The 25644-nt window shown below is 69.4% G+C and carries 20 protein-coding genes and 1 riboswitch; of the genes, 11 read left to right on the top strand and 9 right to left on the bottom strand.

All coding sequences use genetic code 11. From position 1 onward, the window contains the following. Positions 1–26: 26 nt before the first annotated feature. From AB0E94_RS24675 to dctP, 5 genes are all read left to right on the top strand, one after another. Complete coding sequence (locus tag AB0E94_RS24675; protein ID WP_360329857.1) at positions 27–674, top strand: TetR family transcriptional regulator; 648 nt, start codon at positions 27–29, stop codon at positions 672–674. Next, positions 644–1546 carry an ABC transporter ATP-binding protein gene (locus AB0E94_RS24670; RefSeq protein WP_360329854.1) on the top strand — a complete coding sequence of 301 codons (903 nt, stop codon included), beginning with the start codon at positions 644–646 and terminating at the stop codon, positions 1544–1546. Before AB0E94_RS24675 ends, AB0E94_RS24670 begins: the two co-directional genes overlap by 31 nt. Next, entirely contained in the window at positions 1543–3114 is a 1572-nt protein-coding gene (locus tag AB0E94_RS24665; RefSeq protein ID WP_360329851.1) for an ABC transporter permease, read from the top strand. The genes AB0E94_RS24670 and AB0E94_RS24665 overlap by 4 nt, the downstream gene beginning before the upstream one ends. 61 nt (positions 3115–3175) lie before the next feature. Then, complete coding sequence (locus tag AB0E94_RS24660; RefSeq protein WP_360329848.1) at positions 3176–5173, top strand: bifunctional diguanylate cyclase/phosphodiesterase; 1998 nt, start codon at positions 3176–3178, stop codon at positions 5171–5173. A 27-nt stretch (positions 5174–5200) separates the two neighbouring features. Next, positions 5201–6187 (top strand): TRAP transporter substrate-binding protein DctP, encoded by a 987-nt coding sequence (gene dctP, locus AB0E94_RS24655; RefSeq protein WP_360329845.1) that lies wholly within the window; start codon positions 5201–5203, stop codon positions 6185–6187. A 3-nt stretch (positions 6188–6190) separates the two neighbouring features. On the opposite strand, the gene AB0E94_RS24650 is transcribed toward dctP, so the two are convergent. The 5 genes from AB0E94_RS24650 to AB0E94_RS24630 all read right to left on the bottom strand — a co-directional run bounded on the left by AB0E94_RS24650 (position 6191) and on the right by AB0E94_RS24630 (position 11990). Next, positions 6191–7165, bottom strand: a complete 975-nt coding sequence (locus tag AB0E94_RS24650) for an ABC transporter substrate-binding protein (RefSeq protein WP_360329842.1) — start codon at positions 7163–7165, stop codon at positions 6191–6193. A gap of 23 nt (positions 7166–7188) precedes the next feature. Further along, entirely contained in the window at positions 7189–8835 is a 1647-nt protein-coding gene (locus AB0E94_RS24645; RefSeq protein WP_360329839.1) for a sodium:proton antiporter, read from the bottom strand. 4 nt (positions 8836–8839) lie between these two features. Beyond that, positions 8840–9379 carry a DUF4142 domain-containing protein gene (locus tag AB0E94_RS24640; protein ID WP_360329836.1) on the bottom strand — a complete coding sequence of 180 codons (540 nt, stop codon included), beginning with the start codon at positions 9377–9379 and terminating at the stop codon, positions 8840–8842. A gap of 111 nt (positions 9380–9490) precedes the next feature. Beyond that, positions 9491–10951 (bottom strand): adenosylhomocysteinase, encoded by a 1461-nt coding sequence (gene ahcY, locus AB0E94_RS24635; RefSeq protein ID WP_360329833.1) that lies wholly within the window; start codon positions 10949–10951, stop codon positions 9491–9493. 19 nt (positions 10952–10970) lie between these two features. Beyond that, positions 10971–11051: riboswitch (S-adenosyl-L-homocysteine riboswitch) on the bottom strand. Between the two features lie 30 nt (positions 11052–11081). Beyond that, positions 11082–11990: a hypothetical protein gene (locus AB0E94_RS24630; RefSeq protein ID WP_360329830.1), complete on the bottom strand. Its 909-nt coding sequence runs from the start codon at positions 11988–11990 to the stop codon at positions 11082–11084. Positions 11991–12087: 97 nt separating this feature from the next. Here AB0E94_RS24630 and AB0E94_RS24625 point away from each other — a divergent pair, with 97 nt between their 5' ends. From AB0E94_RS24625 to AB0E94_RS24605, 5 genes are all read left to right on the top strand, one after another. Beyond that, positions 12088–13041, top strand: coding sequence for a LacI family DNA-binding transcriptional regulator (locus tag AB0E94_RS24625; protein ID WP_360329827.1), 954 nt, complete (start codon positions 12088–12090; stop codon positions 13039–13041). Between the two features lie 82 nt (positions 13042–13123). Continuing rightward, entirely contained in the window at positions 13124–14707 is a 1584-nt protein-coding gene (locus AB0E94_RS24620; RefSeq protein WP_360329824.1) for a methyl-accepting chemotaxis protein, read from the top strand. A gap of 116 nt (positions 14708–14823) precedes the next feature. Further along, a complete protein-coding gene (locus AB0E94_RS24615; RefSeq protein WP_360329821.1) occupies positions 14824–16830 on the top strand; it encodes a glycosyl hydrolase family 28-related protein in 2007 nt (668 codons plus the stop codon). Between the two features lie 131 nt (positions 16831–16961). Beyond that, positions 16962–17852 carry an NAD-dependent epimerase/dehydratase family protein gene (locus AB0E94_RS24610; RefSeq protein ID WP_360329818.1) on the top strand — a complete coding sequence of 297 codons (891 nt, stop codon included), beginning with the start codon at positions 16962–16964 and terminating at the stop codon, positions 17850–17852. 82 nt (positions 17853–17934) lie between these two features. Then, positions 17935–18534 (top strand): response regulator transcription factor, encoded by a 600-nt coding sequence (locus tag AB0E94_RS24605; protein WP_360329815.1) that lies wholly within the window; start codon positions 17935–17937, stop codon positions 18532–18534. 102 nt (positions 18535–18636) lie between these two features. Here AB0E94_RS24605 and AB0E94_RS24600 read toward each other — a convergent pair whose 3' ends face one another. Continuing rightward, positions 18637–20121 (bottom strand): MFS transporter, encoded by a 1485-nt coding sequence (locus AB0E94_RS24600; protein WP_360329812.1) that lies wholly within the window; start codon positions 20119–20121, stop codon positions 18637–18639. A gap of 206 nt (positions 20122–20327) precedes the next feature. Between AB0E94_RS24600 and AB0E94_RS24595 the strand changes: the two genes are divergently transcribed. After that, positions 20328–20543 carry a DUF397 domain-containing protein gene (locus AB0E94_RS24595; RefSeq protein WP_360329808.1) on the top strand — a complete coding sequence of 72 codons (216 nt, stop codon included), beginning with the start codon at positions 20328–20330 and terminating at the stop codon, positions 20541–20543. Positions 20544–20614: 71 nt separating this feature from the next. Here AB0E94_RS24595 and AB0E94_RS24590 read toward each other — a convergent pair whose 3' ends face one another. From AB0E94_RS24590 to AB0E94_RS24580, 3 genes are all read right to left on the bottom strand, one after another. After that, on the bottom strand, positions 20615–22102 hold the full coding sequence (locus AB0E94_RS24590; protein WP_360329806.1) for a calcium-binding protein: 1488 nt from the start codon (positions 22100–22102) through the stop codon (positions 20615–20617). Further along, entirely contained in the window at positions 22099–23697 is a 1599-nt protein-coding gene (locus AB0E94_RS24585) for an FG-GAP repeat protein (protein ID WP_360329803.1), read from the bottom strand. Before AB0E94_RS24585 ends, AB0E94_RS24590 begins: the two co-directional genes overlap by 4 nt. Before the next feature lie 265 nt (positions 23698–23962). Next, entirely contained in the window at positions 23963–25591 is a 1629-nt protein-coding gene (locus tag AB0E94_RS24580; RefSeq protein ID WP_360329800.1) for a rhamnogalacturonan lyase B N-terminal domain-containing protein, read from the bottom strand. Between the last annotated feature and the right edge of the window lie 53 nt (positions 25592–25644).

Raw genomic sequence — 25644 nt, 5'->3', positions numbered from 1 at the left:
ACACGGGTGTGTAGTAGGCTACACGCGTGAGTAGTGACAGCGACCTGACCGCCCGGGCCCGGATCCGTGACGCCGCGATCGCGCTCTTCACCGAGCGCGGCATCGCGGGCGCCACGATCCGCGACATCGCGCAGGCCGCCGGTGTCTCCTCCGGCCTGCTCCGGCACCACTTCGGGTCGAAGGAGGGGCTCCGCGACGCCTGCGACGAGTGGGCGATGGGCCAGATCACCCAGATGCAGATGCGCTTCACCGAGAATCAGGCGGTCGGCGCCCTGGCCCCCGAGGCCATGGCCCTCCAGCAATACCTGGTTCGCTCCCTGATGGACGGTTCCCCCCGGGGCTCGGCCATGTTCGCGCAGGCGGTGACGCACGGGGAGCGCTGGGTCGAGGCCGTCGGGCTGGACGCGTCCGACCCGCGGGCGTTCGCGGCGGTGCTCGGCGCCATGAAGATGGGCATGTTCCTGATGCGCGACCAGCTCTCCGCCGTGCTCGGTGAGGACGTCGGCGAGATGCCCGGCTACCTGCGCATGATCCGTGCGTCCGTGGAGATCTTCACGCAGCCACTACTCACCCAGGAGCAGGCCGACCAGGCTCGCAAGGAGCTGGATCGGCTGGAGGATTCTCTGATGGGAGAGAAGGGGTCATGGCGGATGCCATCGATGTCGAAGGACTGATCAAACGGTTCGGGGCGGTCACCGCTCTGGACGGGCTCGACCTGCGGGTCGCGACCGGCGAGGTGCACGGCTTCCTCGGGCCGAACGGGGCCGGCAAGACCACCGCCATCCGGGTGCTGCTCGGGCTGATGCGGGCCGACGGCGGCTCGGCGCGGCTGCTCGGCGGCGACCCCTGGGCCGACGCCACGGCACTGCACCGCCGGCTGGCCTACGTGCCGGGCGACGTCACGTTCTGGCCCAACCTGACCGGCGGCGAGGTGATCGACCTGCTCGGCCGGCTGCGCGGCGGCGTCGACCGGAAACGCCGCGACGACCTCATCGAGCGGTTCGAGCTCGATCCCCGCAAGAAGGGCCGGGCCTACTCCAAGGGCAACCGGCAGAAGGTGGCGCTGGTCGCGGCGCTCGCCTCCGATGTGGAGCTGCTCTTCCTCGACGAGCCGACCTCCGGGCTGGACCCGCTGATGGAAGAGGTCTTCCGGGAGGTGATCCTGGAGGAAAAAAGGCGCGGCGATCGTACGGTGCTGTTGTCCAGCCACATCCTCTCCGAGGTCGAGGCGCTCTGTGACCGGCTGACCATCATCCGGGCCGGCCGGGCGGTGGAGACCGGCACCCTGGCCGACCTGCGGCATCTGACCCGCACCACGATCCGCGCCGAACTGACCGGCCCGGTGAACGGTCTGGCCGCCATCGCCGGCGTGCACGATCTGATCACCGAGGACGGGCGGGTCGCCTTCGACGTCGATGCCGAGGCGCTCGAGCCGGCACTGAAATCGCTGGTCGAGGCCGGGGTGCGCAGCCTGGTCAGCCAGCCGCCGTCGCTGGAGGAGCTGTTCCTGCGGCACTACACCCGTGACTCGGAGGCCGCCCGATGACCGGGACTCTCGGCCTGCTCCGCCTGGTGCTGCGCCGCGACCGGACCATCATGCCGCTCTGGGTGCTCGTGCTGGGCATCCTGCCGTACGTCTATGTGACCGGGTTCGAGACGCTGTTCGGCACCGCGCAGGAGCGGATCCACTACGCGCAGATCAGCGCGGCCAACGCCGGGTTCATCGGCCTCTACGGTCCGTTGCACGGCGACAGTCTCGGCGAGCTGACCGTCTGGCGGGGCGGGTTCCTGCCGGTGATGATCGGTCTGGCCGCCCTGCTCATGGTCGTCCGGCACACCCGCGCCGACGAGGAGGCCGGGCGCACCGAGCTGATCCGGGCCGGCGTGGTCGGCCGGTTCGCGCCGCTGGCCGCCGCGGTCCTGGCCACCGTGCTGGCCTGCACGGTGATGGGCGTGATCGTGGCGGTCACCCTGATCGGCGAAGGACTGCCGGCCGAGGGCTCGATCGCGCTGGCGGTGTCCTATGCGGTCAGTGGCTGGCTCTTCGCCGGGGTCGGCGCGGTCACCGCGCAGATCAGTGACAGCGGCCGCCAGGCCCGTGCGATGGCGGTGCTGGTCCTCGGCGTGTCCTATGTGCTGCGCATGGGTGGCGACATCTCGGCGCTCGGCGGCGGGCGGCTGGACTGGATGTCCTGGCTGTCGCCGATCGGCTGGGTGCACCGGGTCTTCCCGTTCGGGGCGGACGACTGGTGGCCGGTGGCGCTCGTCGTCGTCCTCACGCTGGCCACGGTGGGCGCTTCGGCGTACCTGTTGACCCGCCGTGACCTCGGCGGCGGCCTGCTCGCCGGACGGCTCGGACCGGCGACGGCGGCCGCGTCCCTGCGATCGCCGATCACCCTGGCCTGGCGGCTGCACCGCGGTCTGCTGTTCAGCTGGACCGCCGGGTTCGCGGCGCTCGGCCTGGTCTTCGGCGGGGTGAGCACCAGCGTGGCTCAGCTCGCCGAGGACTCCGACTCGATGAGCAAGATCTTCAGCCAGCTCGGCGGGACCGACTCGGTGATGGACGCCTACTTCGCGTCGATCGCACAGACCTGCGCGGTGATCATCTCCTGCTACGCGGTGCAGGCCGCGCTGCGGATCCGGGACGAGGAGCAGACCGGCCACGCCGAGCCGGTGCTGAGCACCGACGTGACCCGGTGGGCGTGGGCCGGCAGCCACCTGGTCTTCGCCCTGTTCGGCCCGGCCGCCGCGCTGCTCGCCGAGGGCGTGGTGGCCGGTGTCGTGCACGGTGATCCCGGCCCGGTGGTGGCGTCGGTGCTGGCCCAGCTGCCCGCGGTCTGGGTGCTGGCCGGGGTCGCGATGCTGCTGATCGGGGCGGTGCCGAAACTGGCGGCGGCCGCCTGGGCGGTGGTCGCCGTGGCGTTCCTGATCCTGATCGTGGGGCCGCTGGTCCAGGCCGACCAGTGGGTGCTCGACATCTCCCCGTTCACCCATGTCCCGCACCTGCCCGGAGCGGGCTTCACCGCCGTACCGCTGCTGATCCTGACTTTGATCGCGGCCGTCCTCGGCGGCGCCGGACTGATCGCCCTGCGCCGCCGCGACCTCCCTGTGTAGCAATTCGGTGCGGCCTGGCCGAAAGGTCAGGTCGTTGCCGGAGGGACCGACTGATGTGCTCGTGAACACGATTGCATCGACCGGCCGGACCGGACCACGAACGCGGTGGGGACGACTGCTGGCCCGCCGGGCCACCGCCCGGTCCGCAGTCGCGGGCACCGCCGTCGGCATCGTCACGCTGGCCGTCTCGGCCGTGCTCGCCGCCAACGGCACGGCCGAGGCGACCCAGGAGGTCCGCCGGGCCCAGGAGGTCACCCGGGTGCTCAACGACGTCTCGGTACGGCTGAACGCCCAGGACGCCGCACTACGGGAGTACCTGGCGACGGGTGGCACCGAGTACCGCAGCGAGCAGCTGGCCGGAGTCCTCGACTCGGCTCGCGGGGGCTTGGACTGGTTGCAGGCGAACGGCGCGGTCGATCGATTCGAGCTGGACGCGATCCGCGGCGCGTACGCCAACTACAACCGGATCGTCGTCGAGATCATGACGCAGACCGAGCGCGGAGCGAAGGTACAGGGCTACTCCGAACTGGCCGCCCTGGCGTTCGCGCCGCTGCGCGACGAGGTCCTCGCCAACGTCCGCCGCAACCAGGAGGCGCTGGCCGGATACCTGGCCGCGGTCGACAAGCAGGCCGTCACGCTGCAGCTGGTGGCCGAGGTGACCATCCTGATCGTCTCGGTGCTGTTCGCGGTGTGCGCGCTCGTGCTGGTCGGCTACCAGCGCCGGGCCGAGCGGCAGGTCGCCCGCCGCCTGCACGAGGCCACCCACGACTCGCTGACCGGCCTCGGCAACCGGGCCATGCTGCACGACGAGCTGGACGCCGCGATCCGCCACAGCGAGGAGGCCGGCGAGCCGTTCAGCCTGCTCCTCCTCGACCTCGACCGGTTCAAGGAGGTCAACGACACGCTCGGCCACCACGCCGGCGACGACCTGCTGGTCGAGGTGGCCCGGCGGCTCGACCAGGGCTGCCGCAGCGGCGACGTCGTGGTACGCCTCGGCGGCGACGAGTTCGCGCTGATCCTGCCGACCACCCCGGACCAGCCGGAGGCGGTGGAGGCGGGCCGCCGCATCCTGGAGGCGCTGCGCCAGCCGATCCAGCTGAGCGGACTGACCGTCGACATCGACGCCAGCATCGGGGTCGCGATGTACCCGGCCGACGGCGCCGACGCCGCCGAACTGCTCCAGCACGCCGACGTCGCGATGTACGCGGCCAAACGCCGGCACGGCGGAGTCACCGGTTACGACGCGTCACTCGACGAGGGCGACGCGAGCCGCCTCACCCTGCAGAGCGAGCTCCGGCACGGCATCGAACGCGGTGAGCTCGTCGTCTTCTACCAGCCCAAGGTGGATGTGGCCACCCGGATGCCGTGCGGCGCCGAGGCCCTGGTGCGCTGGCAGCACCCCACCCGCGGCCTGCTCGCGCCGGACGCCTTCATCCCGCTGGCCGAGGAGACCGGGCTGATCGACCTGGTCACCGCCGAGGTGCTGGACCAGGCGCTGGCCCAGATCGCCCGCTGGGCGGAGCTGGACCACGAGCTGCCGGTGTCGGTCAACATCCCGGCCCGGTCGCTGTCCGACGACACCTTCCCGGCGACCGTCGCGGCCGCCCTCGAACGCCACCGGGTACGCCCGGAGCTGCTCACCCTGGAGATCACCGAGAGCGCCGTGATCGCCGACATGATGCGCGCCGGCGAGGTGCTCGGCGAACTGCGCGAGCAGGGCGTCAACATCTCGATCGACGACTTCGGCACCGGCTACTCCTCGATCGCCCACCTGCGGGACATGCCGCCGCACGAGCTCAAGATCGACCGGAGTTTCGTGATGAAGATGTGCGAGAACAGCCGGGACGAGACCATCGTGCGGGCGGTCGTCGACCTGGCCCGGAACCTGCGGCTGCGGGTCGTCGCCGAGGGTGTCGAGACCGAGTCGGCGCTCCGGGCGCTGGACGAGCTCGGCTGCCACGAGGCGCAGGGCTACCACATCAGCCGTCCGCTGCCGGCCGCCGATCTGACCGCCTGGCTGGCCGGGGCCGGATCCGGAATGGCGATAAGCGCGGTCTGAGGTTTTCGGCTCGATTACCGTGGGGCTGTGGATCGTCGATCCCTGCTCCTACTGACCGCCGCCGGGCTGGCCGGCGGGTGCGCTCCGCCCGGCACGTCCACCGGCCCCGGCTCGTCGGTGGACGTGCAGCTCGCCGAGCCGGTGCAGCGGACCAGCCCGATGGTGACCGCCGAGCACTACTTCGCCGAGCAGCTCGCCGAGCTCACCGACGGGCGGTACCGGCTGACCGTGATGCCCGGCGGCGTGCTCGGCGACGACAACCGGGTCACCGAGATGGTCCGGACCGGCCAGGTCGCCTTCTGCAAGACGCTGATGGCGAACCTCACCGCGTACGACAAACGACTCGGCGTGGCCAGCCTGCCCTACGCCTTCGCCAGCCGGGAGCAGTGCCTCCAGAGTCTTGACGGTGACCTGGGCAAACGCTGCGCAGCGATCCTCGCCGAGCACGGACTCGTGGTGCTCACCTACTTCTACGGCGGCGACCGCAGCATCTACAACCGGATCCGCCCGATCCGCACCCCGGCCGATCTGAAGGGCCTGCGCATCCGGGTGCCGCAGAACATCGTGTCGATCGACATGATCAACATCCTGGGCGCCGACGCGGTGCCGATGGCCACCAACGACATCATGTCCGCGTTGCAGCAGAAACTCGTCGACGGCGCGGAGAACAGCATCGTCTTCTACGTGACCGAGCAGCACCTGCCGTACGCGCCCCACTACTCCTGGACCCGGCACCAGCACGCCGTCGACGCCCTGATGGTGAGCCAGAAGTGGCTGAACGAGCAGCCGTCCGGCGTGCGTGACGCGATCGTCGAGGCGGGCCGGCTCGCCGGGGAGGAGGAACTGCGGCTGTGGGCCGCGGCCACCGACCAGAAGACCGATCTCGCCAGCCGGCAGGGCGGGCTCCTCGAGGAGGTCGACCTGGCGGCGTTCCGGGCGGCGCTGGCACCGGTGATCAGGTCCCATCGGGGGACCTTCGGTGATCTGGCCGCCCTCCTGCCCGACGGTGGTTAGCCGTCAGTACTGCCGGTTCGGCAGGACGGCCTTCGCGGCCTCCCGGTCGAAGGCGGTCTCGTCGACGACCACCCGGCGCGGAATGGTCTGCCCGGTCGACACCTTGCCGACCAGCTCCATCAGCTGCGGCCCGAGCAGGGGATTGCACTCGACGACGTAGTTGAGCCGGCCCTCGGCCAGCGCGGTCAGCCCGTCCCGGCTGGCGTCCACCGTGATGATCTTGATGTCCACCCCTGGGCGTTTCCCGACCGCCTCGATCGCCTTGATCGCGCCGAGGCCTTCGTCGTCGTTGTGGGCGAACACCACGTCGATGTCGGAGTGCTCCTGGAGAAAGCCGGCCATCACCTGCTCGCCGCCGGCCCGGGTGAAACTGCCGTCCCGCGAGGCGATCACCTGGAGGCTGGGGTCGTCCTTGATCGCCTCGGCGAACCCGGCCCGGCGCTGGTTGGCCGGCGCCGAGCCGGTGGTGCCCTCGATCTCGGCGATCCGGACCGTCTCGTTGAAGTCCCGGTAGTGCTCGACCAGCCACTCGCCGGCCCTGCGGCCCTCGGCGGTGAAGTCGGAGCCCAGCATCGTGGTGAACAGCGAGGTGTCGGTGGTGTCCACCATCCGGTCGGTGATGATCACCGGGATCTCGGCGTCCTTGGCCTCCTGGAGGACCTTGTCCCAGCCGGACTCGACCACCGGGGAGAAGGCGATGATGTCGACCTTCTGGCTGATGAAGTCGCGGATCGCCGCCGTCTGGTTCTCCTGCTTCCCGTCGGCGACCCGCAGATCCAGCTGCACCCCGGCGTTCGTGGCCGCGTGCTCGATCGACTTGGTGTTCGCCAGCCGCCACGCGCTCTCCGCGCCGACCTGGGAGAAACCGAGCCGGACCCCGCTCTGCGCGGTGGACCTGGGGGCGGCGTCCTCGCCGCCCCCACACGCCGTCAGCATGCCGACGAGGGCCAGTGCCAGGAGCGTCGGCGATCTTCGCATTATTTCAACCTAATACGGATGTATCAGTCCTTTGGTCGCTTCGGCAGGACCAGTTCCTCATGATCCAGCTCCCGGTTGAGGACGCGCAGGCTCTCGTCGGCGAGACGGCCGGCGTCCCGCCAGCGCAGCAGCTCCTCACGCTCGGCGTCGATGACCGCCTGCCGGACCATCAGCGCCGCCTCGTACTGCGGTGATTTCGGCAGTTCGGTGGATTCCACCTGGTCCAGCAGGTCCAGCCGCCGCCGGTAGCGGTCCAGGCGGAACTGGAGCTGCCGCCGCATCGTCTCGATCGCCTCGTCCTCGACGTGGTCGTGCTTCTCCTCCTGGATGTCGTCGAGCCGGTCCAGCGCCGCCTCGACCGCGGCCGACCGGGCCTCGTTACGGAGCCGGGCCTTGTCCTTCTGGTTGGCGCGCAGACCCAGCAGACGGACCAGCGGGGCGAAGGTGAGGCCCTGACCGACCAGCGTGACCAGCACGACCAACAGGGCGCAGAAGACCATCAGGTCGTGGTTCGGCACCGAGTCCGGGATGGTGAAGACCGCTGCCAGGGTGATCACGCCGCGGGTGCCGGCCCAGGTCAGGGCGGTCACCTCGCGACCGGACAGCGGCTCCTCCTTGGTCCGGCCCTCGGGCACGTCCATGTCGTCGTCCTGCTGGCCACCCAGCCGCAGGTGAAGCTGGCGGGGGAGTAGCTGGGTGACGGCCAGCCAGAGCGGGCGGATCAGGAGAACCACGCCGAGGGTGATCCCCAGCGCGATGCAGACCTCCTGCCACGTGTAGTCGGTCAGGCCCTTCAGGATGCTCTTGACCTGCATCCCGATGAGCAGGAAGACCGCGCCTTCCAGCAGGAAGTCGATCAATCGCCAGACGGCGGCGGTCTGCAGGCGGCTGGCGCCGGTGGTGTACCGGGGCGTGTCATGACCGACGATCAGCCCGGCCACCACGACCGCGAGCACGCCGGACAGGTGGAAGTGCTCGGCCAGGGTGAAAGCGCCGAGCGGCGTGATGATCGACAGCGCGTTGGCACTGAGCGGGTCCTGCCGGAACGGCCTGAGGAACCGCACGAAATAGGCGATGACGATGCCGATGATCACGCCGCCGGTCGCCGAGGTGAAGAACTGCTGCACCGTGCCGCCGAACGCGATCTCCTCGCCGTCGTTCTGGGCGGCGATCGCCACCGTCAGAAGCGTCAGCGCGGTTGCGTCGTTGAGCAGGCCCTCACCCTGGATCAGGGTGATCAGCTTGCCCGGCAGCCCGGCCTTGCGACCGACTGCGAGCGCGGCGACCGGGTCGGGCGGGGCGACCGCCGCGCCCAGGGCGATACCGGCGGCCAGGGTGGCCTCGGGGACCCAGAGCGAGAAGCCGAGGCCGACCAGCAGCGCGGTGATCAGCACCAGGACCACCGAGAGACTGATCACCGTCCGGATGTTGCGGCGGATGTCGAGCAGGGAGGAATCCAGTGCCGCGTTGTAGAGCAACGGCGGCAGGACGAACATCAGGATGACTTCCTCGTTCACCTTCAGGTTTTCACCCGGTAGGTACGAGTAGGCGACGCCGACCAATGTCAGCAGGACAGCAGCGGGGAGGCCGGTTTTCTCCGTGACCCAGTGGACCACGATGATCACCGCGATCGCTCCCAGCGCGTACAGCAGGATCGGCTCGTAGATCATCCGATCATTGTCGCCGCTGCTCCCGGGCCAGCTGGTCGCGGGCTGCGGTCAGTGCGAGCCGGTTCTCCTCGATCACCGGAGTCACGGTGGCGACGATTTTCGCGATCGCCGGATCGCTGCTGACCGCCAGCACCAGCCGCGCGATCTTGGCCGCCCGCTCGTAGCCGGACAGCTGGGTGTTGATGAAGAGCGTGTCGAAATCGGCGGCGGCCGCGGCCCGGTACTGCCCGGCGAGGTCGAGCTGTTCTGAGTTCGGCTCCTTCGGCAGGCGTACGTCGAGAGCGGCGGCAACCTGCTTGACCTGGGCATCCAGCTTCTTGTGGTACGTCGCGAACCGCTTGCCGAGCCGGCGGACGGTCCGGTTCTCACTCCGGTGGGCGGCCAGCTTCCCGGCCGCTATCTGGGCCAGGTTGCCCTGGTGCACGGCGATCAGGAACTCGGCCTCCGGGCTGGCCGGGCGGGCCGTGACCCCGGCCGGCCGGGAGGCCTCCGGGCGGGCCGGCGTGGCGGCCGCCGGGCTGCCGGCGAGGCCGATCAGAGCCACTGCACCGAACGTAAAAATCTTGTGACGGAAAGACATATTCGCAGCATAAACGCCTAAAAGGGACGCGCCCGGATCATCATCCGATGACCGGGCGCGTCGTGGTACGGAAGATCAGTACCGGTAGTGCTCCGGCTTGAACGGGCCCTCGACGTCCACGCCCAGGTACTCCGCCTGCTTCTTGGTGAGGGTGGTCAGCCGGACGCCGAGCGCGTCCAGGTGCAGCCGGGCCACCTTCTCGTCCAGGTGCTTCGGCAGCACGTAGACCTGCTTCTCGTACGCCTCCGGCTTGGTCCAGAGCTCGATCTGGGCCATCACCTGGTTGGTGAACGAGTTGGACATCACGAAGCTCGGGTGACCGGTCGCGTTGCCCAGGTTCATCAGGCGGCCCTCGGACAGGACGATCACCGAGTGGCCGTCCGGGAAGCGCCACTCGTGCACCTGCGGCTTGATCTCGACCTTCTCGATGCCCGCGACCTTGCCCAGGCCGGCCATGTCGATCTCGTCGTCGAAGTGGCCGACGTTGCCGACGATCGCGTTGTGCTTCATCGCCGACAGGTGGTCGACGGTGATGATGTCGGTGCCGCCGGTGGTGGTGATGAAGATGTCGGCCTCATTGACCACGTCCTCGAGCCGGACGACCTGCATGCCGTCCATCGCCGCCTGGAGCGCGCAGATCGGGTCGATCTCGGTGACCACGACACGGGCGCCCTGGCCGCGCAGCGTCTCCGCCGAGCCCTTGCCGACGTCGCCGTAACCGCAGACCACGGCCAGCTTGCCACCGAGCATCACGTCGGTCGCCCGGTTGAGGCCGTCGACCAGCGAGTGGCGGATGCCGTACTTGTTGTCGAACTTGCTCTTGGTGACCGCGTCGTTGACGTTGATCGCCGGGAAGAGCAGGGTGCCCTCCTTGGCCAGCTTGTAGAGCCGGGCCACACCGGTGGTGGTCTCCTCGGTCACGCCCTTGATCTCGGCCGCGATCCTGGTGAAGCGGTCCTTGGAGACGGCCAGGCTCTCGCGCAGCGTCTCGAGGATGATCGAGTACTCGTGGTTGTCCTCGGCCGTGGTGGCCGGGACCGCGCCCGCGCCCTCGAACTCGACGCCCTTGTGCACGAGCAGGGTGGCGTCACCGCCGTCGTCGAGGATCATGTTCGGGCCCTGGCCGTCGCTGAACTCGAACAGCCGCATGGTCGCCCACCAGTACTCCTCCAGCGTCTCGCCCTTCCAGGCGAAGACCGGGACGCCGGTGGGGGCGTCGACGGTCCCGTTCGGGCCGACGACGACCGCGGCCGCCGCGTCGTCCTGGGTGGAGAAGATGTTGCAGGACACCCAGCGGACCTCGGCGCCGAGCGCGACCAGGGTCTCGATCAGGACGGCGGTCTGCACGGTCATGTGCAGCGAACCGGCGATCCGGGCGCCGCGCAGCGGCTTGCTGTCACCGAACTCGGTGCGCAGCGACATCAGGCCGGGCATCTCGTGCTCGGCGAGACGGAGCTGGTGGCGGCCGGCCTCGGCCAGCGACAGGTCGGCGACCGCGAAGTCGAGACCGTTGATGGATCGAAGTTTGTCGCTCATGAAAAGAGGGCTCCTCCCTCGACAGGAGGCGCCCTTGAGTCAAAGTAAGCCCGGCCGAGCGTGGCGGACGTCGTTGTCCGTTGCAGCGCCTCTCGGCGGACCCGTCAAAGATAGCCCCTGCCCGGCAAGATCACATCCGCCGGAGTGTTCCGTCGGTGTCCGTAATCACGTACGTTCCGTCACCGAGCACATCCAGATCGTATTGGTTGATCGTGGTGATCTCGAGTTCGCCGAGGACCTCGCCGGTGCGGGCGTCCACCCGGAAGTGCCGCCACCAGTCGGTGTCCTCCTCCTCGTCGACACCGAAGACGACCGCGATCACCGTGTCGTCGTCCAGGAATCCGGGACTCCACTCCAGGAACAGGTCGTCCTCGTCGCCGGCGAAACCGAAATCCGGCAGCGTCACCGTGAACAGGGTGTCTCCGCTGGGGAAGGCGTGCACGATCAGGTCGTCGCTGTCGTGACCGACGGTGACGAACCTCGTCCCGTCCGGCGAGACACCGTGCAGCGAACGGTCGCCCCAGCCGAAGTCGTGCAGCGCCGCACCCGGCCCGGCCAGGTAGATCTGGACGCCGTCCTGCCCCTCGCCGACCTCCAGCAGCATCCGGCCGTCGGGCAGCGCGACATGGTCGCCACCGTGCCCGGCCGTCGGCAGCTCGTGCCGGGCTCGCGGCTCACCCGTCGCGGCGTCCAGCACGATCCACTCGTCGTCCCGGCCGCGATCGGCCATCACGTTCGGCACGTAGACCCAGAGCAACTCGTCGTCGGCGGCGAGGGCGACATCGGTATAGGACACGCCACATTTCGGACCGCGGGCGCCGAGCTCGAAACGCCACTCCTCGCGCCCCTCGGGATCGACCTTCAGCACGGCCGTGTCGGTCGCGTAGAACAGCCGGTCACGCGAGGCGGGCACGGCATGCCCCTCGCTCCCCGGCTCCTTGTAGGTGCTCCGGGGCGGGACGGCGAACGTCCGGACCAGGTTCAGCTCGGCGTCGTAGACCTCGACACCATGGTCGTTCTTGCGGGAGAACACGCGCACGCGGGCAGCGTAACGCGGGTTCAAAGGGTCACGCGAAGGGGCGAGAAAACATCAAGAACCTTCCATAGAACCTCAGAAAACCATCATTCTGTACGGCGTGAAGCACCCGTACCGGATCCGGGAGATCGCCGCGCGTGCCGGGCTCAGCCAGGCCACCGTGGACCGCGTGCTGCACCAGCGCGGCGGAGTCCGGGAGAGCACCGTCCGAGCGGTGCACCAGGCGATCGCCGACCTGGACCGGCAGGAGCACACCCGGTCCGGCCGCCCGTTCGTGATCGACGTGGTGCTGGCGACCTCCCGCCGGTTCAGCGCCGCGATCCGGGCCGCCCTGGAGGCGGAGGCGCCGGAGTTCGCCCCGGTGGCCGTGCGCACCCGGACACATCTCACCGACGACCCGGCCACGGCCCTGGACCGGGTCGGCCGCTCCCGGTCGCACGGGCTGATCGTGCTGGCCCCGCCGGCGCCCGAGGTCGCCGACGCGGTGGCCCGGCTGACCGTCCCGGTGGTCACGCTCAACCACGACCTGCCGGCCGGCAAACGCATCGCGCACGTCGGGGTGGACGGCTTCGACTCCGGCGCGACCGCGGCGTACCTGGTCGAGCGGCTGCTCGCGGACCGGGCCGGTGACGTGCTGCTGATCAACGGGCGGGGTGAGCGGGAGGAGGGGTTCCGCTCGGTCCTCCCGGCGCGGCGGCTGCTGACCCTGGCGAGTGCGGAGGACGGCCCGCTGCGGGCCGTGCTCGCCGCGAATCCCTCGATCCGGGCCGTCTACTCGGCCGGCACCTGCGGTAACGCAGCGGTGGTGTCGGCCTTCGCGGCCGAGCGCCGCAACTACGACGTCTTCGTGGCGCACGGGCTGGACCGGGAGAACGCGGAGCTGCTGCGGGAACACCGGATCTCCGCGGTGCTGCATCAGGATCTGCGCGCCGACGTCCGGCACGCCTGCCGGGCGATCCTGCGGGCCCAGGGTGTGCTGCCCGGCCCGATCAGTTCCCACCCGTCGGCGGTGCAGGTCATCACCCCGTTCAACGTTCCGCCCGCAGCGTTCTGATGGAGTTCACCGTCCCGTAACTAATTCCCTTCTCGCGGGCACCGATTGACCGGTATCGGGACAAACGAGAGAAGGAATGACCATGGCGGGTGGGCTGGGGCAGTGGGCCCGGAACCGAAAGGTCTCCACCAAGGTGCTCGCGGTCGCCGGTGTGGCGATCGCCGGAACCGTCGCGACCGGCGTGCTGAGCGTCGTCGGGATCAACCGGCTCCAGCACGACCGGAACACCGAGATCGCCTCGACGCTGCCGTACAGCACCAATCTCAACGGCGCCGCGGTGACCGCGAAGTCCGCCGCCAACGACGAGCGCGGTTATCTCCTGAAGGGCAACACGGACTTCAGCGACGAGGCACTCGGCCGTAAGGAGAAGATCGACGCCGCGCTGGCCGCGGCCCGGGCGGTCGCCGACTCCAGCGAATCTGCCGCGCGCGTCGACGCGATCCAGGCCGCGATCGACGCCTGGTTCACCGCCCTGGAGTCCGAGTTCACGCTCTACCGGACCAAGCCCCAGGCGGCGATCGATCTGGCGCTCGGCACGAACCGGGATCTGCGCAAGACCTACGAGGGCCTGCTCAACGAGGAGATCGCCTACGCCGACACGGCGCTGCTCCAGGGCCGCGAGTTCGACGCCAAGGCGGAGCAGACCCGGACGACGATCATCATCGTGCTGGTCGTGGTGCTGCTGGTCGCGATCATCGCCGCCCTCTACGTGTCCCGGTTGATCGTGCAGCCGCTGCGCCGGGTCGGCCGGGTCCTCGACCAGGTCGCCGGGGGTGACCTCTCCGGCGATCCGCGGGTGGAGCAGCGCGACGAGGTCGGGCAGATGGCGAGCGCCCTGCGCCGGGCCAGCGACACGCTGCGGCAGACCGTCACCGACCTGACCGCGCACTCGCAGCGGCTCGCCGAGGAGTCCGACGGTCTCGCCCGGACCAGCCGGAACAGCTCGAACAGCGCGGACCTGGGCGCCCGGCAGGCGGCCGAGGTCGCCGACTCGGCCGCGATCATGTCGTCGAACATCCACACGGTCGCGGCCGGCGCCGAGGAGATGGGCGCCTCGATCCGGGAGATCAGCGAGAGCGCCACCCAGGCCGCGCAGGTCGCGTCGCGGGCGGTGGACGTCACCGCGAACACCAGCACCGTGATGGCCAAGCTGGGGGAGTCCTCGTCGGAGATCGACAGTGTGGTCAAGACGATCACCGCGATCGCCGAGCAGACGAACCTGCTGGCGCTGAACGCCACCATCGAGGCCGCTCGTGCCGGTGAGCTCGGCAAGGGCTTCGCCGTGGTGGCGAGCGAGGTCAAGGAACTCTCCCAGGAGACCGCGCGGGCCACCGAGGACATCGGTCAGCGGGTGGCCGCGATCCAGGCCGACACGGCCGGCGCGGTCGCGGCGATCGCCGAGATCAGCGAGATCATCGCGCGGATCAACGACTTCCAGACCACGATCGCCTCCGCGGTGGAGGAGCAGACCGTGACCACGAACGAGATGAGCCGCAACGTCACCGAGGCCGCGGACGCCGGGGCCCGGGTCTCGGACACCATCAACGCGGTGGCCGCCTCGGTGCAGCAGACCACCTCGGGGGTCGCCGAGACCGACCGGGCGGCGGCCGACCTGGCCGGGATGTCCGGCGACCTGCGCCGGATCGTGGACCGATTCACGCTCTGAGCTTGCGGAGTCTTGCAATAACTCAGCAGGTTGACGAAAGATTGCGACAAGTCATTGTGAGGTAGATCTCCGTACATCTATCGTCGGCTCACCTTCCTCAGAGAAAAGAGCCTTCGATGTCCTCTGACGAGAGGCGGACCGGCGTTCCACCGCGCTGGTCCGCCCTTCTTCTCGGCGTCCTTCTCCCCGGCGTCGTGCTCGGCGCCACCGGCATCCCGCACGCCGCCGCGGCCGCTCCCGCGGCCGCCGAGGTCACCCGGGCCGCCCTCGACCCCGCCCTGGTCGCCGGGCGTGGCGCCACCGTCGCCTTCCTGGAGCAGGAGGCCGAGCACGCCGCCACCAACGGAACCGTGATCGGGCCGGACCGCACCGCCTACACGCTGCCGGCCGAGGCGTCCGGCCGCTCCGCGGTCACCCTCGACCCCGGCGAATGGGTGGAGTTCACCCTGCCCCGGGCCGCGAACGCGATCACCGTGCGCTACAGCATCCCGGATGCCCCGAACGGTGGCGGGATCACCGCGCCGCTGACCGTCGGGACCGGGCACAGCGCCCGCACCATGACGCTGACCTCGCAATACTCGTGGCTCTACAACCAGTATCCGTTCACCAACGAGCCGCAGGCGGACCTGCTGCACCCGGACTGGTGGATCACCGAGTGCCAGTGCGTGCCGGCCGCCACCACCCCGGCTCCGGTGATCACCAAGCCGTTCCGGCCGGCCCACTTCTACGACGAGCAGCGGCTGCTCCTCGGGCGCACGTACCGGGCCGGCGACAAGATCCGGCTCACCGCGCGCAGCGTGCCGACCACCATCGACCTGCTCGACTCCGAGTTCGTCGGCCTGCCGAAGGTCGACCTGACCGGCGTGAACGTGCTGCTCTTCGGAGCCGACCCGACCGGGCGGAGGGACTCCGCGACGGCCATCGAGCGGGCCATCACGTTCGCCAGGAAGGCCAAGCGGAAGGTCTACCTGCCGCCGGGCGTCTTCCAGGTCAACCGGCACATCGTGGTCGACGACGTGACCATCACCGGCGCCGGCAACTGGTACACGATCATCAAGGGCCGCGAGGTGGCCCTCGACGTGCCGGACCCGGACGGCTCGGTGCACACCGGCGTCGGCTTCTACGGCCGGAGCGCGGCCGAGGGCGGCAGCCGCAACGTCCACCTGTCCGGTTTCGCCATCCAGGGTGACGTGCGCGAGCGGATCGACACCGACCAGGTCAACGGGGTCGGCGGGGCGATGAGTGACTCGACGATCGACGGCCTGTACATCCAGCACACCAAGGTGGGCCTCTGGTTCGACGGCCCGATGTCGAACACGAAGGTGACGAACAACGTCATCGTCGACCAGATCGCCGACGGCCTCAACTTCCACACCGGGGTCACCGGCTCGCTGGTCCGCAACAACTTCGTGCGCAACACCGGCGACGACGCGCTGGCCATGTGGGCGGAGAAGACCACCAACACCGGCAACACCTTCGACCGCAACACGATCCAGTCGCCGACCCTGGCCAACGGCATCGCCATCTACGGCGGCCGGGACACCACGGTGTCGAACAACCTGATCGCCGACCCGGTCCGGGAGGGCAGCGCGCTGCACGCCGGCACCCGATTCGGCGCCGAGCCGTTCACCGGCTTCCTGCGGTTCACGAACAACACCACCGTACGAGCCGGTACCTTCGAGCTGAACTGGCGGATCGGCCTCGGCGCGATCTGGCTCTACAGCCTCCAGGGCAGCTTCGACGCGGACGTCCGGGTCACCGGCGACCACTACCTGGACAGCACCTACAACGCGATCATGCTGGTCGCCGAGTGGGGCGTCAAAGATCTCTATTCCATCGACGACATTAAATTCAAGGACATTCGAGTCGACGGTACGGGCACCAGTGTCCTGAGCGCACGGGCAGGCGGGTCCGCGTCCTTCGAGAACGTCGACGCCCGCAACGTCGGGGCGGTCGGCGTGAACAACTGCGGCCGGTTCGGTTTCCCGGCGACCGGCTCCGAGTTCGGTCTGACCGATCTCGGCGGCAACGACGGCGGCTGGCTCGCGCCGTTCGTGCCGAACACCATCACGTGTGACGACCGTCCCCCGGTAGTGGCGCCCCCGGCTCCCTCGAAGTGGTGAACTGAGCCCGGCCATGGCGACCACAGAGTGTCGCCATGGCCGCTCCGGGTAATACCGACGCGAGCGGTTGGTTTCCGGGCACCTACCACAGGTAGCCTGGTCGGCGCTGCGCGGACCGGAAGATGGGAAGTATGTTGAGCCGAACCCTGTTGGTCACCGGTGGTGCCGGATTCGTCGGTAGCTCCTTGATCAGGTCGCTGCTGAACGACTTCCCGGACGCCGCCGTTGTCTCACTGGACAACTACTTCACCGGCACCCCGGAGAACCACGTCCACGACCCGCGCGTCACCTACATCGACGGGTCGACCACCGACATCGCCAAGATCTGGGCGGACCGCGGCCTCCCCGGCCCGGAGCTGGTCTTCCACCTCGGTGAGTATTCGCGGATCCCCCAGTCGTTCGAGGATCACGACCTCACCTGGGACTTCAACCTCCTCGGTACCAAGGAGGTGGTCAAGTTCACGGCCGGGCACGGCGCGAAGCTGATCTACGCCGGGTCCAGCTCGAAATTCGGCAACGACGGTGAGGACGAAAACCTCAACCCGTATGCGTGGACCAAGGCCAAGAACATCGAGTACATCAAGAACTACTCGAACTGGTACGGGCTGGACTACGCGATCGCGTACTTCTACAACGTCTACGGCCCGGGCCAGATCAGCCAGGGCAAGTACGCCACGGTGATCGGCATCTTCGAGCGGCAGTTCCTGGCCGGCGAGCAGCTGACCGTGGTGTCCCCGGGCACCCAGACCCGCGACTTCACCCACATCGACGACATCGTCCGCGGCCTGGTGCTGGTCGCCCGCGGCGGGACCGGCGACGGCTACCTGCTCGGCACCGGCTGCGAGTGGCCGATGTCCAAGGTCGCCGAGCTGTTCGGCGCCGAGTTCACCCTGATCCCGGAGCGGCGTGGCGAGCGGGTGCGCGGCCAGGCCGACACCACCAAGGCCAGCGGACTGGGCTGGCGGCCGGAGAAACGTCTCGATGAGTACATCGCCGAATTCGTGGCAGCGCACCCGCGCTGAGGCGGAGTTACCGGCTCCGAGGAATGAATCGTCGCCAGGTGGGCATCCCGGGGCCATGCGGAACGGGATCAGGGTTGTAGTGGTGTCCGGTCATGCCCCTCTGGTGCGTGGCCTCGAACAGTCAATCCCCGAGGTCACCGGGGGCCGGGCCGTCGTCGCCGGAGCGGGCGACGGGTCGGATGTGGCCGGGCTGGTGCGAGAACCCGTACCAGATCTCATCCTGGTGGATCTGATGTCGTCAGCCGGAGTCGCGGCCGTCGCCGCCGCGCGGGCCGCGGCCCCGAAGACCCGGATCCTGGCGCTGGACGGTGACGGTGACCCGGCCGCCGAGCTGGAGGCCCTACGGGCGGGGGCGTCCGGGATCCTGCCGCGCGGCGACGAGGCCATCCCGCCCCTGCTGGCCGCCCTGGAAGGCTGGGCGGTCGTGCCCGCCCCGCTGCTCGCCTCCCTCGTGGAACGGCCCAGCCGCCCGACCGCGCAGACCGCCGCGGCCCAGCTCGACGAGAGCGACCAGCGGCTGCTGCGCCTGATCGCGACCGGGTCGTCGACCAGCGAGATAGCCGGCGTGCTGCACGTCTCGGACCGTACGGTCAAGCGCCTGACCGCCGCCCTGCTGCGGAAACTGCACGTCTCCAGCCGTACCGAGGCCGCCGCTGTCGCCGGCAGCGCCGGCCTCGTCTGACCCGGAGTCCTTCCGGGTCAGACGGTGACGCCGGCCCGTCTGGCCCGGCTTGTCCCGGATCAGCCGGTGGCGCCGGCCCCGGCTTGGACCGGCTTTCCCGGATCAGCCGGTGGCGCGTGGCCGCGTCGTGACCGCCGACAGCGGCGTGGCCACCTCCTCGAGCGACTTGCCCTCGGCGTCGATGCCGATGACCGCCTCGACGATGCCGCCGACGGCCATCACCGCGGCGCCGATGAGGAACCCGATGAACAGCTTGTCCGGGTCTTCGCCCTCGCCGATCAGCCAGCCGTAGAACACCGGCCCGATGGCGCCGAAACACTGCGCGATGGCGAAGAACACCGCGATCGCCTGCGCCCGGATCTCCAGCGGGAAGATCTCGCTGACCGTGAGGTACGCCGAACTGGCCCCCGCGGAGGCGAAGAAGAAGATCACACTCCATGCGATCGTCTGGGTGATCGCATTCAGCGCGCCCTGCTGGAACAGCACCGCGGTGATGGCCAGCAGCACCCCGGACAGCAGGTAGGTGCCGGAGATCATCTTCCGTCGTCCGACCGTGTCGAAGAGGCGGCCGATGGTGAGCGGCCCGATCAGGTTGCCGATCGCGAACGCCACCAGGTAGAGCGGCGCGGCCGTCTCGCTCACCCCGAAGAACTTGGTGAGCACCAGCGTGTAGGTGAAGAAGATCGCGTTGTAGAGGAACGACTGCGTGATCATCAGGGTCGCGCCCAGCGTCGACCGGGCCGGGTAGACCCGGAACAGCACCCTCAGCAGCGACAGGTACCCGTGCGGTTCGGTGGGCCGGATGTCGATCGCCCGGGATTCGTCCGGCGGCGCCGGCGTCTGGCCGGACGCCTCGGCGGCCCGCTCGATCCGGGCGATGTTCTCCTCGGCCTCGGCCTCCCGCCCGTGCATGATCAGCCAGCGCGGGCTCTCCGGCAGGTGCCGGCGCAGACCCCAGATGGCCAGCCCGATGACCGGGCCGATCAGGAAGCCGATCCGCCACGCCCAGTTCAGGTCCATGTTGTTCAGCAGGATGTAGGTGCCGAGCGTGCCGATGATCGCGCCACCCCAGTAGGTGCCGTTCACGCCGATGTCGACCCGCCCGCGGTACTTGGCCGGCATCATCTCGTCGATGGCCGAGTTGATCGCGGCGTACTCGCCGCCGATCCCGGCGCCGGCGATGAACCGGGTGAGATACAGGAAGACCAGTGCGGCCGTACTGTTTCCCCAGGTCAGTGCGGTGAGTGCGTTACCCGCGAGGTAGACGCCGAGGGTGACGATGAACAGATTCTTCCGGCCGAGCGCGTCCGAGAGCCGGCCGAAGAACAGCGCGCCGAACACTTCGCCGAGAAGATAGACGGTGGCGATCAGGCCGACCTGCGCCGAGCTCAGGGCCAGGGTCTCCTGCTCGGCGAGGACGGGTCCGACCGCGCTGGCCACGGTGATCTCGAGTCCGTCCAGCACCCAGGCGGTACCCAGCGCCAGGATGATGCGGGTGTGGAACGGCGACCAGCTGAGCCGGTCGATCCGCGCCGGGATGAGACTGCGGATGGTCTCCGATCCGGAGGCCGGGACGGTTTGCGCCATGGGCGCTGGATACCCAGCAATCTCACAGCTAGACCTCGATATTCAAGGTCATCGCGATCCGGGTGCTGTCGACTATCTGGAACATGTCATGTCACTCGCCCGGCAGAGGGGCCCTCGATAGCGTTCACCTGAACGCGGCCTCCCTCAGCGAGGGAGGCTGCTGTTTGCTGGGAGTCGACCGGGTCAGGCCGGGAGAGGGGGACGTAGTGGGCGAGAAGATCTACGCCGCGTCGTTCGATGCGCAGGCTGCCGAGTGGCTCCGGTCCGGAGAGCCCGGCGGGGAGTATGTGGAGATCGCACGCCTACCCGACGGCGGCGCCGCGATGCGTAACTCCACCGACCCGGCGACGATCCTGTTCTTCACCAAGGCGGAGTGGGACGCGTTCACCGGTGGTGTCAACGACGGCGAGTTCGACCTCTGAAGACTCCTGGCGGGGCACTCACCGATGAGTGCCCCGCCAGGTCAGCCTGTGCCAGTCAGGTTTGTGCCGGGTCAGCTTTCGCAGTTCGCCCGGTCGCCGGTGCCGTAATTGCCCTCGTGCAGGCACGCGTCGGTGCCGTCGCCGCCGTCCAGCGAGTAGCGGTTGAACTGCTCGTAGCCGCCGCCGTAGAGGGTGTCGTCGCCCGCTTCACCGAGGAGCTTGTCGGTGCCCGCACGGGAGCCGTCGTCGGCGTGCAGCTCGTCGTTGCCGCCGCCACCACGGATCACGTCGGCGCCCGTCGAACCGTGGATCAGGTTGGCGCTGTCGTTACCGATCAGCAGGTCGGCGCCGTAGCCACCCCACAGGTTCTCCACGTCGGCCCCGATGGTGTCCTGCTCGGTGCCGGAACCGTCGTCACCGGTCTGACCGTCCAGGTCGGCCACCACCGGCACCAGACGGTAGACGTAGCTGACGGTGTCGACGCCGTACCCGCCGTACAGCAGGTCGTTGCCGAAGTCGGCGGACAACTCGTCGTTGCCGGCGCCGCCGTACAGCTTGTCGTTGCCCTGGCCCTCGCCACCGGACAGCTGGTCGTCGCCGCCCAGGCCGTAGAGGGTGTCGTTGCCCTCGCCGCCGTCCAGGGTGTTGTTACCGGCGTTCCCGGCCAGCCAGTCGTTGCTCCGGCCGCCGCGCAGCGACTCGACGTCGGCGCCGATCGAGTCGCCCTCGCCGTACTGGCCGTCGTCGCCGGTCTTACCGTCCGGGTCGGCGGAGACCGGACGGCTCCGGGCCATGTACTCGACGATGTCCCAGCCGGCGCCACCATGGATGGCTTCCCGGGCCACGCCGTTCCAGCCGCCCTCGTTGAAGCTGTCGCTGCCGTCGTCGCCGTAGAGGGTGTCCCGGCCGGTGCCCTCGTCGAACATGTCGTCGCCGGGACCACCACGGGCCACGTCGTTGCCGTCGCCGGTGTCGATCCGGTCGTTGCCAGCCTCGCCGTAGATGGTGTCGCTGTTGCCGCCACCCTTGATGTTGTCGTCGCCGGGGCCGCCGTACACCACGTTCGTGCCGTAGCCCGGGTAGATGTAGTCGTTGCCACCACCGCCGTAGATGGTGTCGTTGTCGTCACCGCCGTACAGGTCCTCGCGGCGCGGGCCGCCGACGACCCGGTTGGTGCCGCTGCCCGGGCGGATCGACAGGCCAAGGTCGGCGCGGTTGACGATGGTGTCGTTCAGGTCGTACGTCTGGATGCTGCCCCAGGTCGGCGTGCCCGAGGTGGTGCAGCGGACCCGCGTCTTGTCGCCGGAGACCTGCTTGCAGCCGGCGCCCGGCTTGATGGTCACCCGGTCGTCGATGGTGATCGTGTTGCCGGACCTGGTGATCGTCACGTAGTTGACCCGCTTGGCGGCGGCCTTGAACAGGATCTGGGTGCGGTTGACCACCTGCGCCGTGCCCGTGGTGGCGGCCTCGGCCGGGCCACTGATCGCGAGTCCGGTCAGGACGGTGGCCGCCACGAGACCGGCCCGGAGCGGGAAGGGGTTCATCGAGATCCTGTTCATGAGGCGATCCGCTGGCCGTACATGGCGGCGAGCCCGCCGAGGAACCGGCCGTCGGTGAGAGTGGCGCTGCCGAGCCCGGAGGGATAGCCGAGGAACCGGGTGATCGTGCCACTCGAATATCCGTCGAGGTCGCCGGGCACCTCCTCCTCGGGGCTGCCCACCAGCGCGTCGAGACCGCCGGAACCGTTCAGGTTGAGCAGCGCCACCATGGCGCCGAACCGGTCGCCGCGCTCGGCGCCACCCGGCACTCCGGCCGTCGACTGGCTGATCGTGCGCGACCCGACACCGGTCAGGCCCTTGGCCGAGCCGCGCAGCAGCACGACCGTGCCGGCCCCGGCGTTCTCGCCGGGAACGCCGGCCAGCACGTCGGCGCGTCCGTCGCCGGTCACGTCACCGACCGCGATGCTGTCGCCGAACCGGTCGTCGTCCTCGGTGCCGCCGGCCACGCCGGTGCTCTCCTGGGTGATCGCGATGGCGCCGGTCGGGGAGAGGCCGGTGGTCCGGCCGGGGATGGTGACGACGGCGCCGCCGTAGATGTTGCTGGGCGGACCCGCCTGCGCGCTGGAGGCGCCGATCACGACCTCGCCGTACCCGTCGCCGGTGACGTCGCCGATCGCCAGGTCGATGCCGATCTGCCAGAGGAACAGGTTGCGCTTGTTGAGCTTCTTGGTGATCTGACCGCCGGCCACCATGGTGACCTTCGACATCGACACCCCACCGGCGCCGCCCCAGAACTGGGTGACCGTGCCGCTGCCCAGGTAACCGGTGTCCGGCTGCTCGCTGATGGCGCTGACCACGAGTTCCTGGTAACGGTTCTTGTCGATCCGGCCGATCGCGAGGCTCCAGCCGAACTGGTCACCCGTGCTGGCCGCGCTCGGCACTCCGGCGGTGGCCTGGCTGATCCAGCGGGTGTTGGCACTGGAGAGGCCACTCGTGGTGCCCCTGAGCACCACGACAGCGCCGGCGTTCTCCTTGCCGTTGATCTCCTTCTGCGGGATGCCGATGGCCAGGTCGTCACGGCCGTCGCCGGTGATGTCGCCGGCCGCCAGCGAGAACCCGAAGGCGTCGTACTCCGCGGACGCGCCGGGAACGCCGGCGGTGCTCTGGTTGAAGTGCTGGGCCCGGTCGATCTCGAGCCCGTTCGGCCCGCCCGGGATGATCCAGACCGCGCCGGCCTGGTAGCCCATGGCGCGCAGATCAGGCTCGTTGGCGTCACCGACAGCCAGGTCGTCGTACCGGTCACCGTTGAAGTTGCCGGCCTCCAGCGCCGTGCCGAACGAGGTGGAGGCGCCGGGGACCTCGGTCCGCAGCACGTCCCGGTAGGGCGCGGACGTGTAGGCGACGGACAGACCGGAGTTGCTGAACGCGGCGACGTCGTCACGGTTGTCACCGTCGAAGTCGGCCCGGGTCTCGCCCTTTCCGGTGGCCGGGTAGGTGGTGACCGGCGTGCGATCCACCAGCAGGGTGACCCCGTGCCGGACGGTTTCGTTGGTGATCGACGACTGGGCCGGGAGAGCGGCCTCGGCAGCGGGGGTGGACGCCAGCGCGGTGGTGGTGGCGATCGCCGCGACGAGCACGCTACGCGTGTGCCTCATGGGTGCTCCTCATTCTTAGGAACAGGAGATTACGCATCCATGAATTGACAGATGTGCCCGCTGAGTCGCCTGGTAGATCACGGTTCAGCGACGATCCGTCAGCGTTGCGACGTTACGCGCCCGGCTCGTCCGTTTTGGGGGCCTGTGGCCGTACCGGAGCATGGGGTCAAGGAAAGGCGGGCCGGTCATGGTGACCCGCCCGCCTTCCTCAATGGACCGGATCGGCCGCGCTGCCTGGCGGGACGGCACGGCCGATCCGGAGTCTTCACGCCGGGTCGAGGGCCAGCGCGTCGAAGATGAAGTTCGGGCTGAGGAACGTCTCTCCGCTGCTGCCGCTCACCACCGAGATCGACAGGGTGTTGCTGCCGGTCTTCAGGGCGCTCGCCGGGATCGTGAAGGTGTAGGTGGTGTTGATGCCGCGCCACGTGCCCCGGGTGACGTTGCGCGAGTTCAGGTTGGTCGGCGCCGGCGAAGCCGAGGCCGGGGAGGTGTAGCTCCCGATCGCGACGGCGGGGCGCCCGCCGGCGAAGCTCGACGTCGTGGCGATGCGCAGCTTGACGCCGTTCGCCGGCACCGACGCGAGGGTGAAGCCGAGCGCGGCGGGCGAGTTGACCGACTTGAACTCGGCCATCGGGAACTTCGCCGCGCCACCGCTCACCGAATACGCGCTCGACTTCCAGGCCGACATCCGCGAGTCCGACGGGTGCATCGTCTCGATCCGGTCGGCGTTCAGGAAGCCGGCCGGGGTGCCGTCGAAGGTGCCGAGCTGGAAGAGTGTGCCGGCGGCCGGGACACTGCCGGTCATCGCCACGGTGGTGGTCGCGCCGGCCGTCACGGTGATCGTCTTCGTGGCGCCGACCGCGAGCTCACCGGCGTACAGGGTGGCCGTGTAGGTGCCCGGCTTGATGTGGCCGATCACGAACTTGCCGGACTTGACCTGGCCCCAGTACTGCCCGTTGGCCCCGGCCAGGGCGACGGTCGCGGACAGGCCGTTCCAGGTGCCGGCCGCGGTGCCGCTGACCCCGCCGCGCTGCGCGTTGGAGAGCATCCCGGGGATGAAGGCGGCCAGGAAGTCCATGCTGCGGGCGGTGGGCGCCTCGCCGTTGGTGAGGGAGAGCGCGTACGGCCCGTGCAGCCCCAGCCGCAGCGCCTCGGTCTGCTGGTGCCCGCTGTACATGTAGTGCGTGATGTTGACCGCACTGCCGGTGTCGTTCACTTCGATGTCCCGGAAGAACGGTCCACCCGAGGTCATGTCGGTGTACGCGGGCAGGATGAACGCTCCGTGCCCGGAGCCGCTGGCACCGAACGGCTTCTGCGCGATGAGCCGCTGCGAGCTGTAGAACTTCGACGCGGTCTGCCCGGAGCCGTTGGCGAACACGTCCGAGCCCTCGACCGTGGTGCCGAACCCGCCGGTCTTGGCCGCGGCCGGCGAGGTGGTCAGCAACGACGGTTTGAGCCGGGCGATGAAACGGGCCTCACCCGGGTTCAGCGCCTTGCTGATGTTCGTCGCCATGTAGACGGTGTTGTCGTTCTTACGGGCGAAGTAGTACTGCGTCACGCCCGTCGACGAGCTCGCCACACTGACCAGGATCGAGCTGCCGCTGTTGAAGGTCTTGCTGGTCACGGTCGCGGTGGAGAAGCCGGACTCGAACTGGCCGGCGGCGAAACCGGACGCGGTCAGCTCGGTGCCGTTGTGCTTCAGCGACGTCATGTTGCCGTTGGTGCCGTTGATCGTGAACGCCAGCCCGGTGCCGGTGTCGAAGGTGACGTTCGCGGCCGCGTTCGCCCAGGGCTGGCCGACAGCCAGGAGGCCGGCGCCGGCCAGGAGCGCCACCGAGGCCAAGGCCCTGCGGCGCAGTCTGGAAGCTGGGCGACGGTGCGTGGGGATGGACATGCGACCACCTATACGAGTCTGGGGGGACATGGCTTAGGTGATCTCCGGGCGCC

The organism is Actinoplanes sp. NPDC026670, from assembly GCF_040638175.1.
In the GTDB taxonomy this organism is placed as follows: domain Bacteria; phylum Actinomycetota; class Actinomycetes; order Mycobacteriales; family Micromonosporaceae; genus Actinoplanes.
Note: the sequence above shows the minus strand (reverse complement) of the source record. Positions and strands in the feature narration are given on the sequence as shown.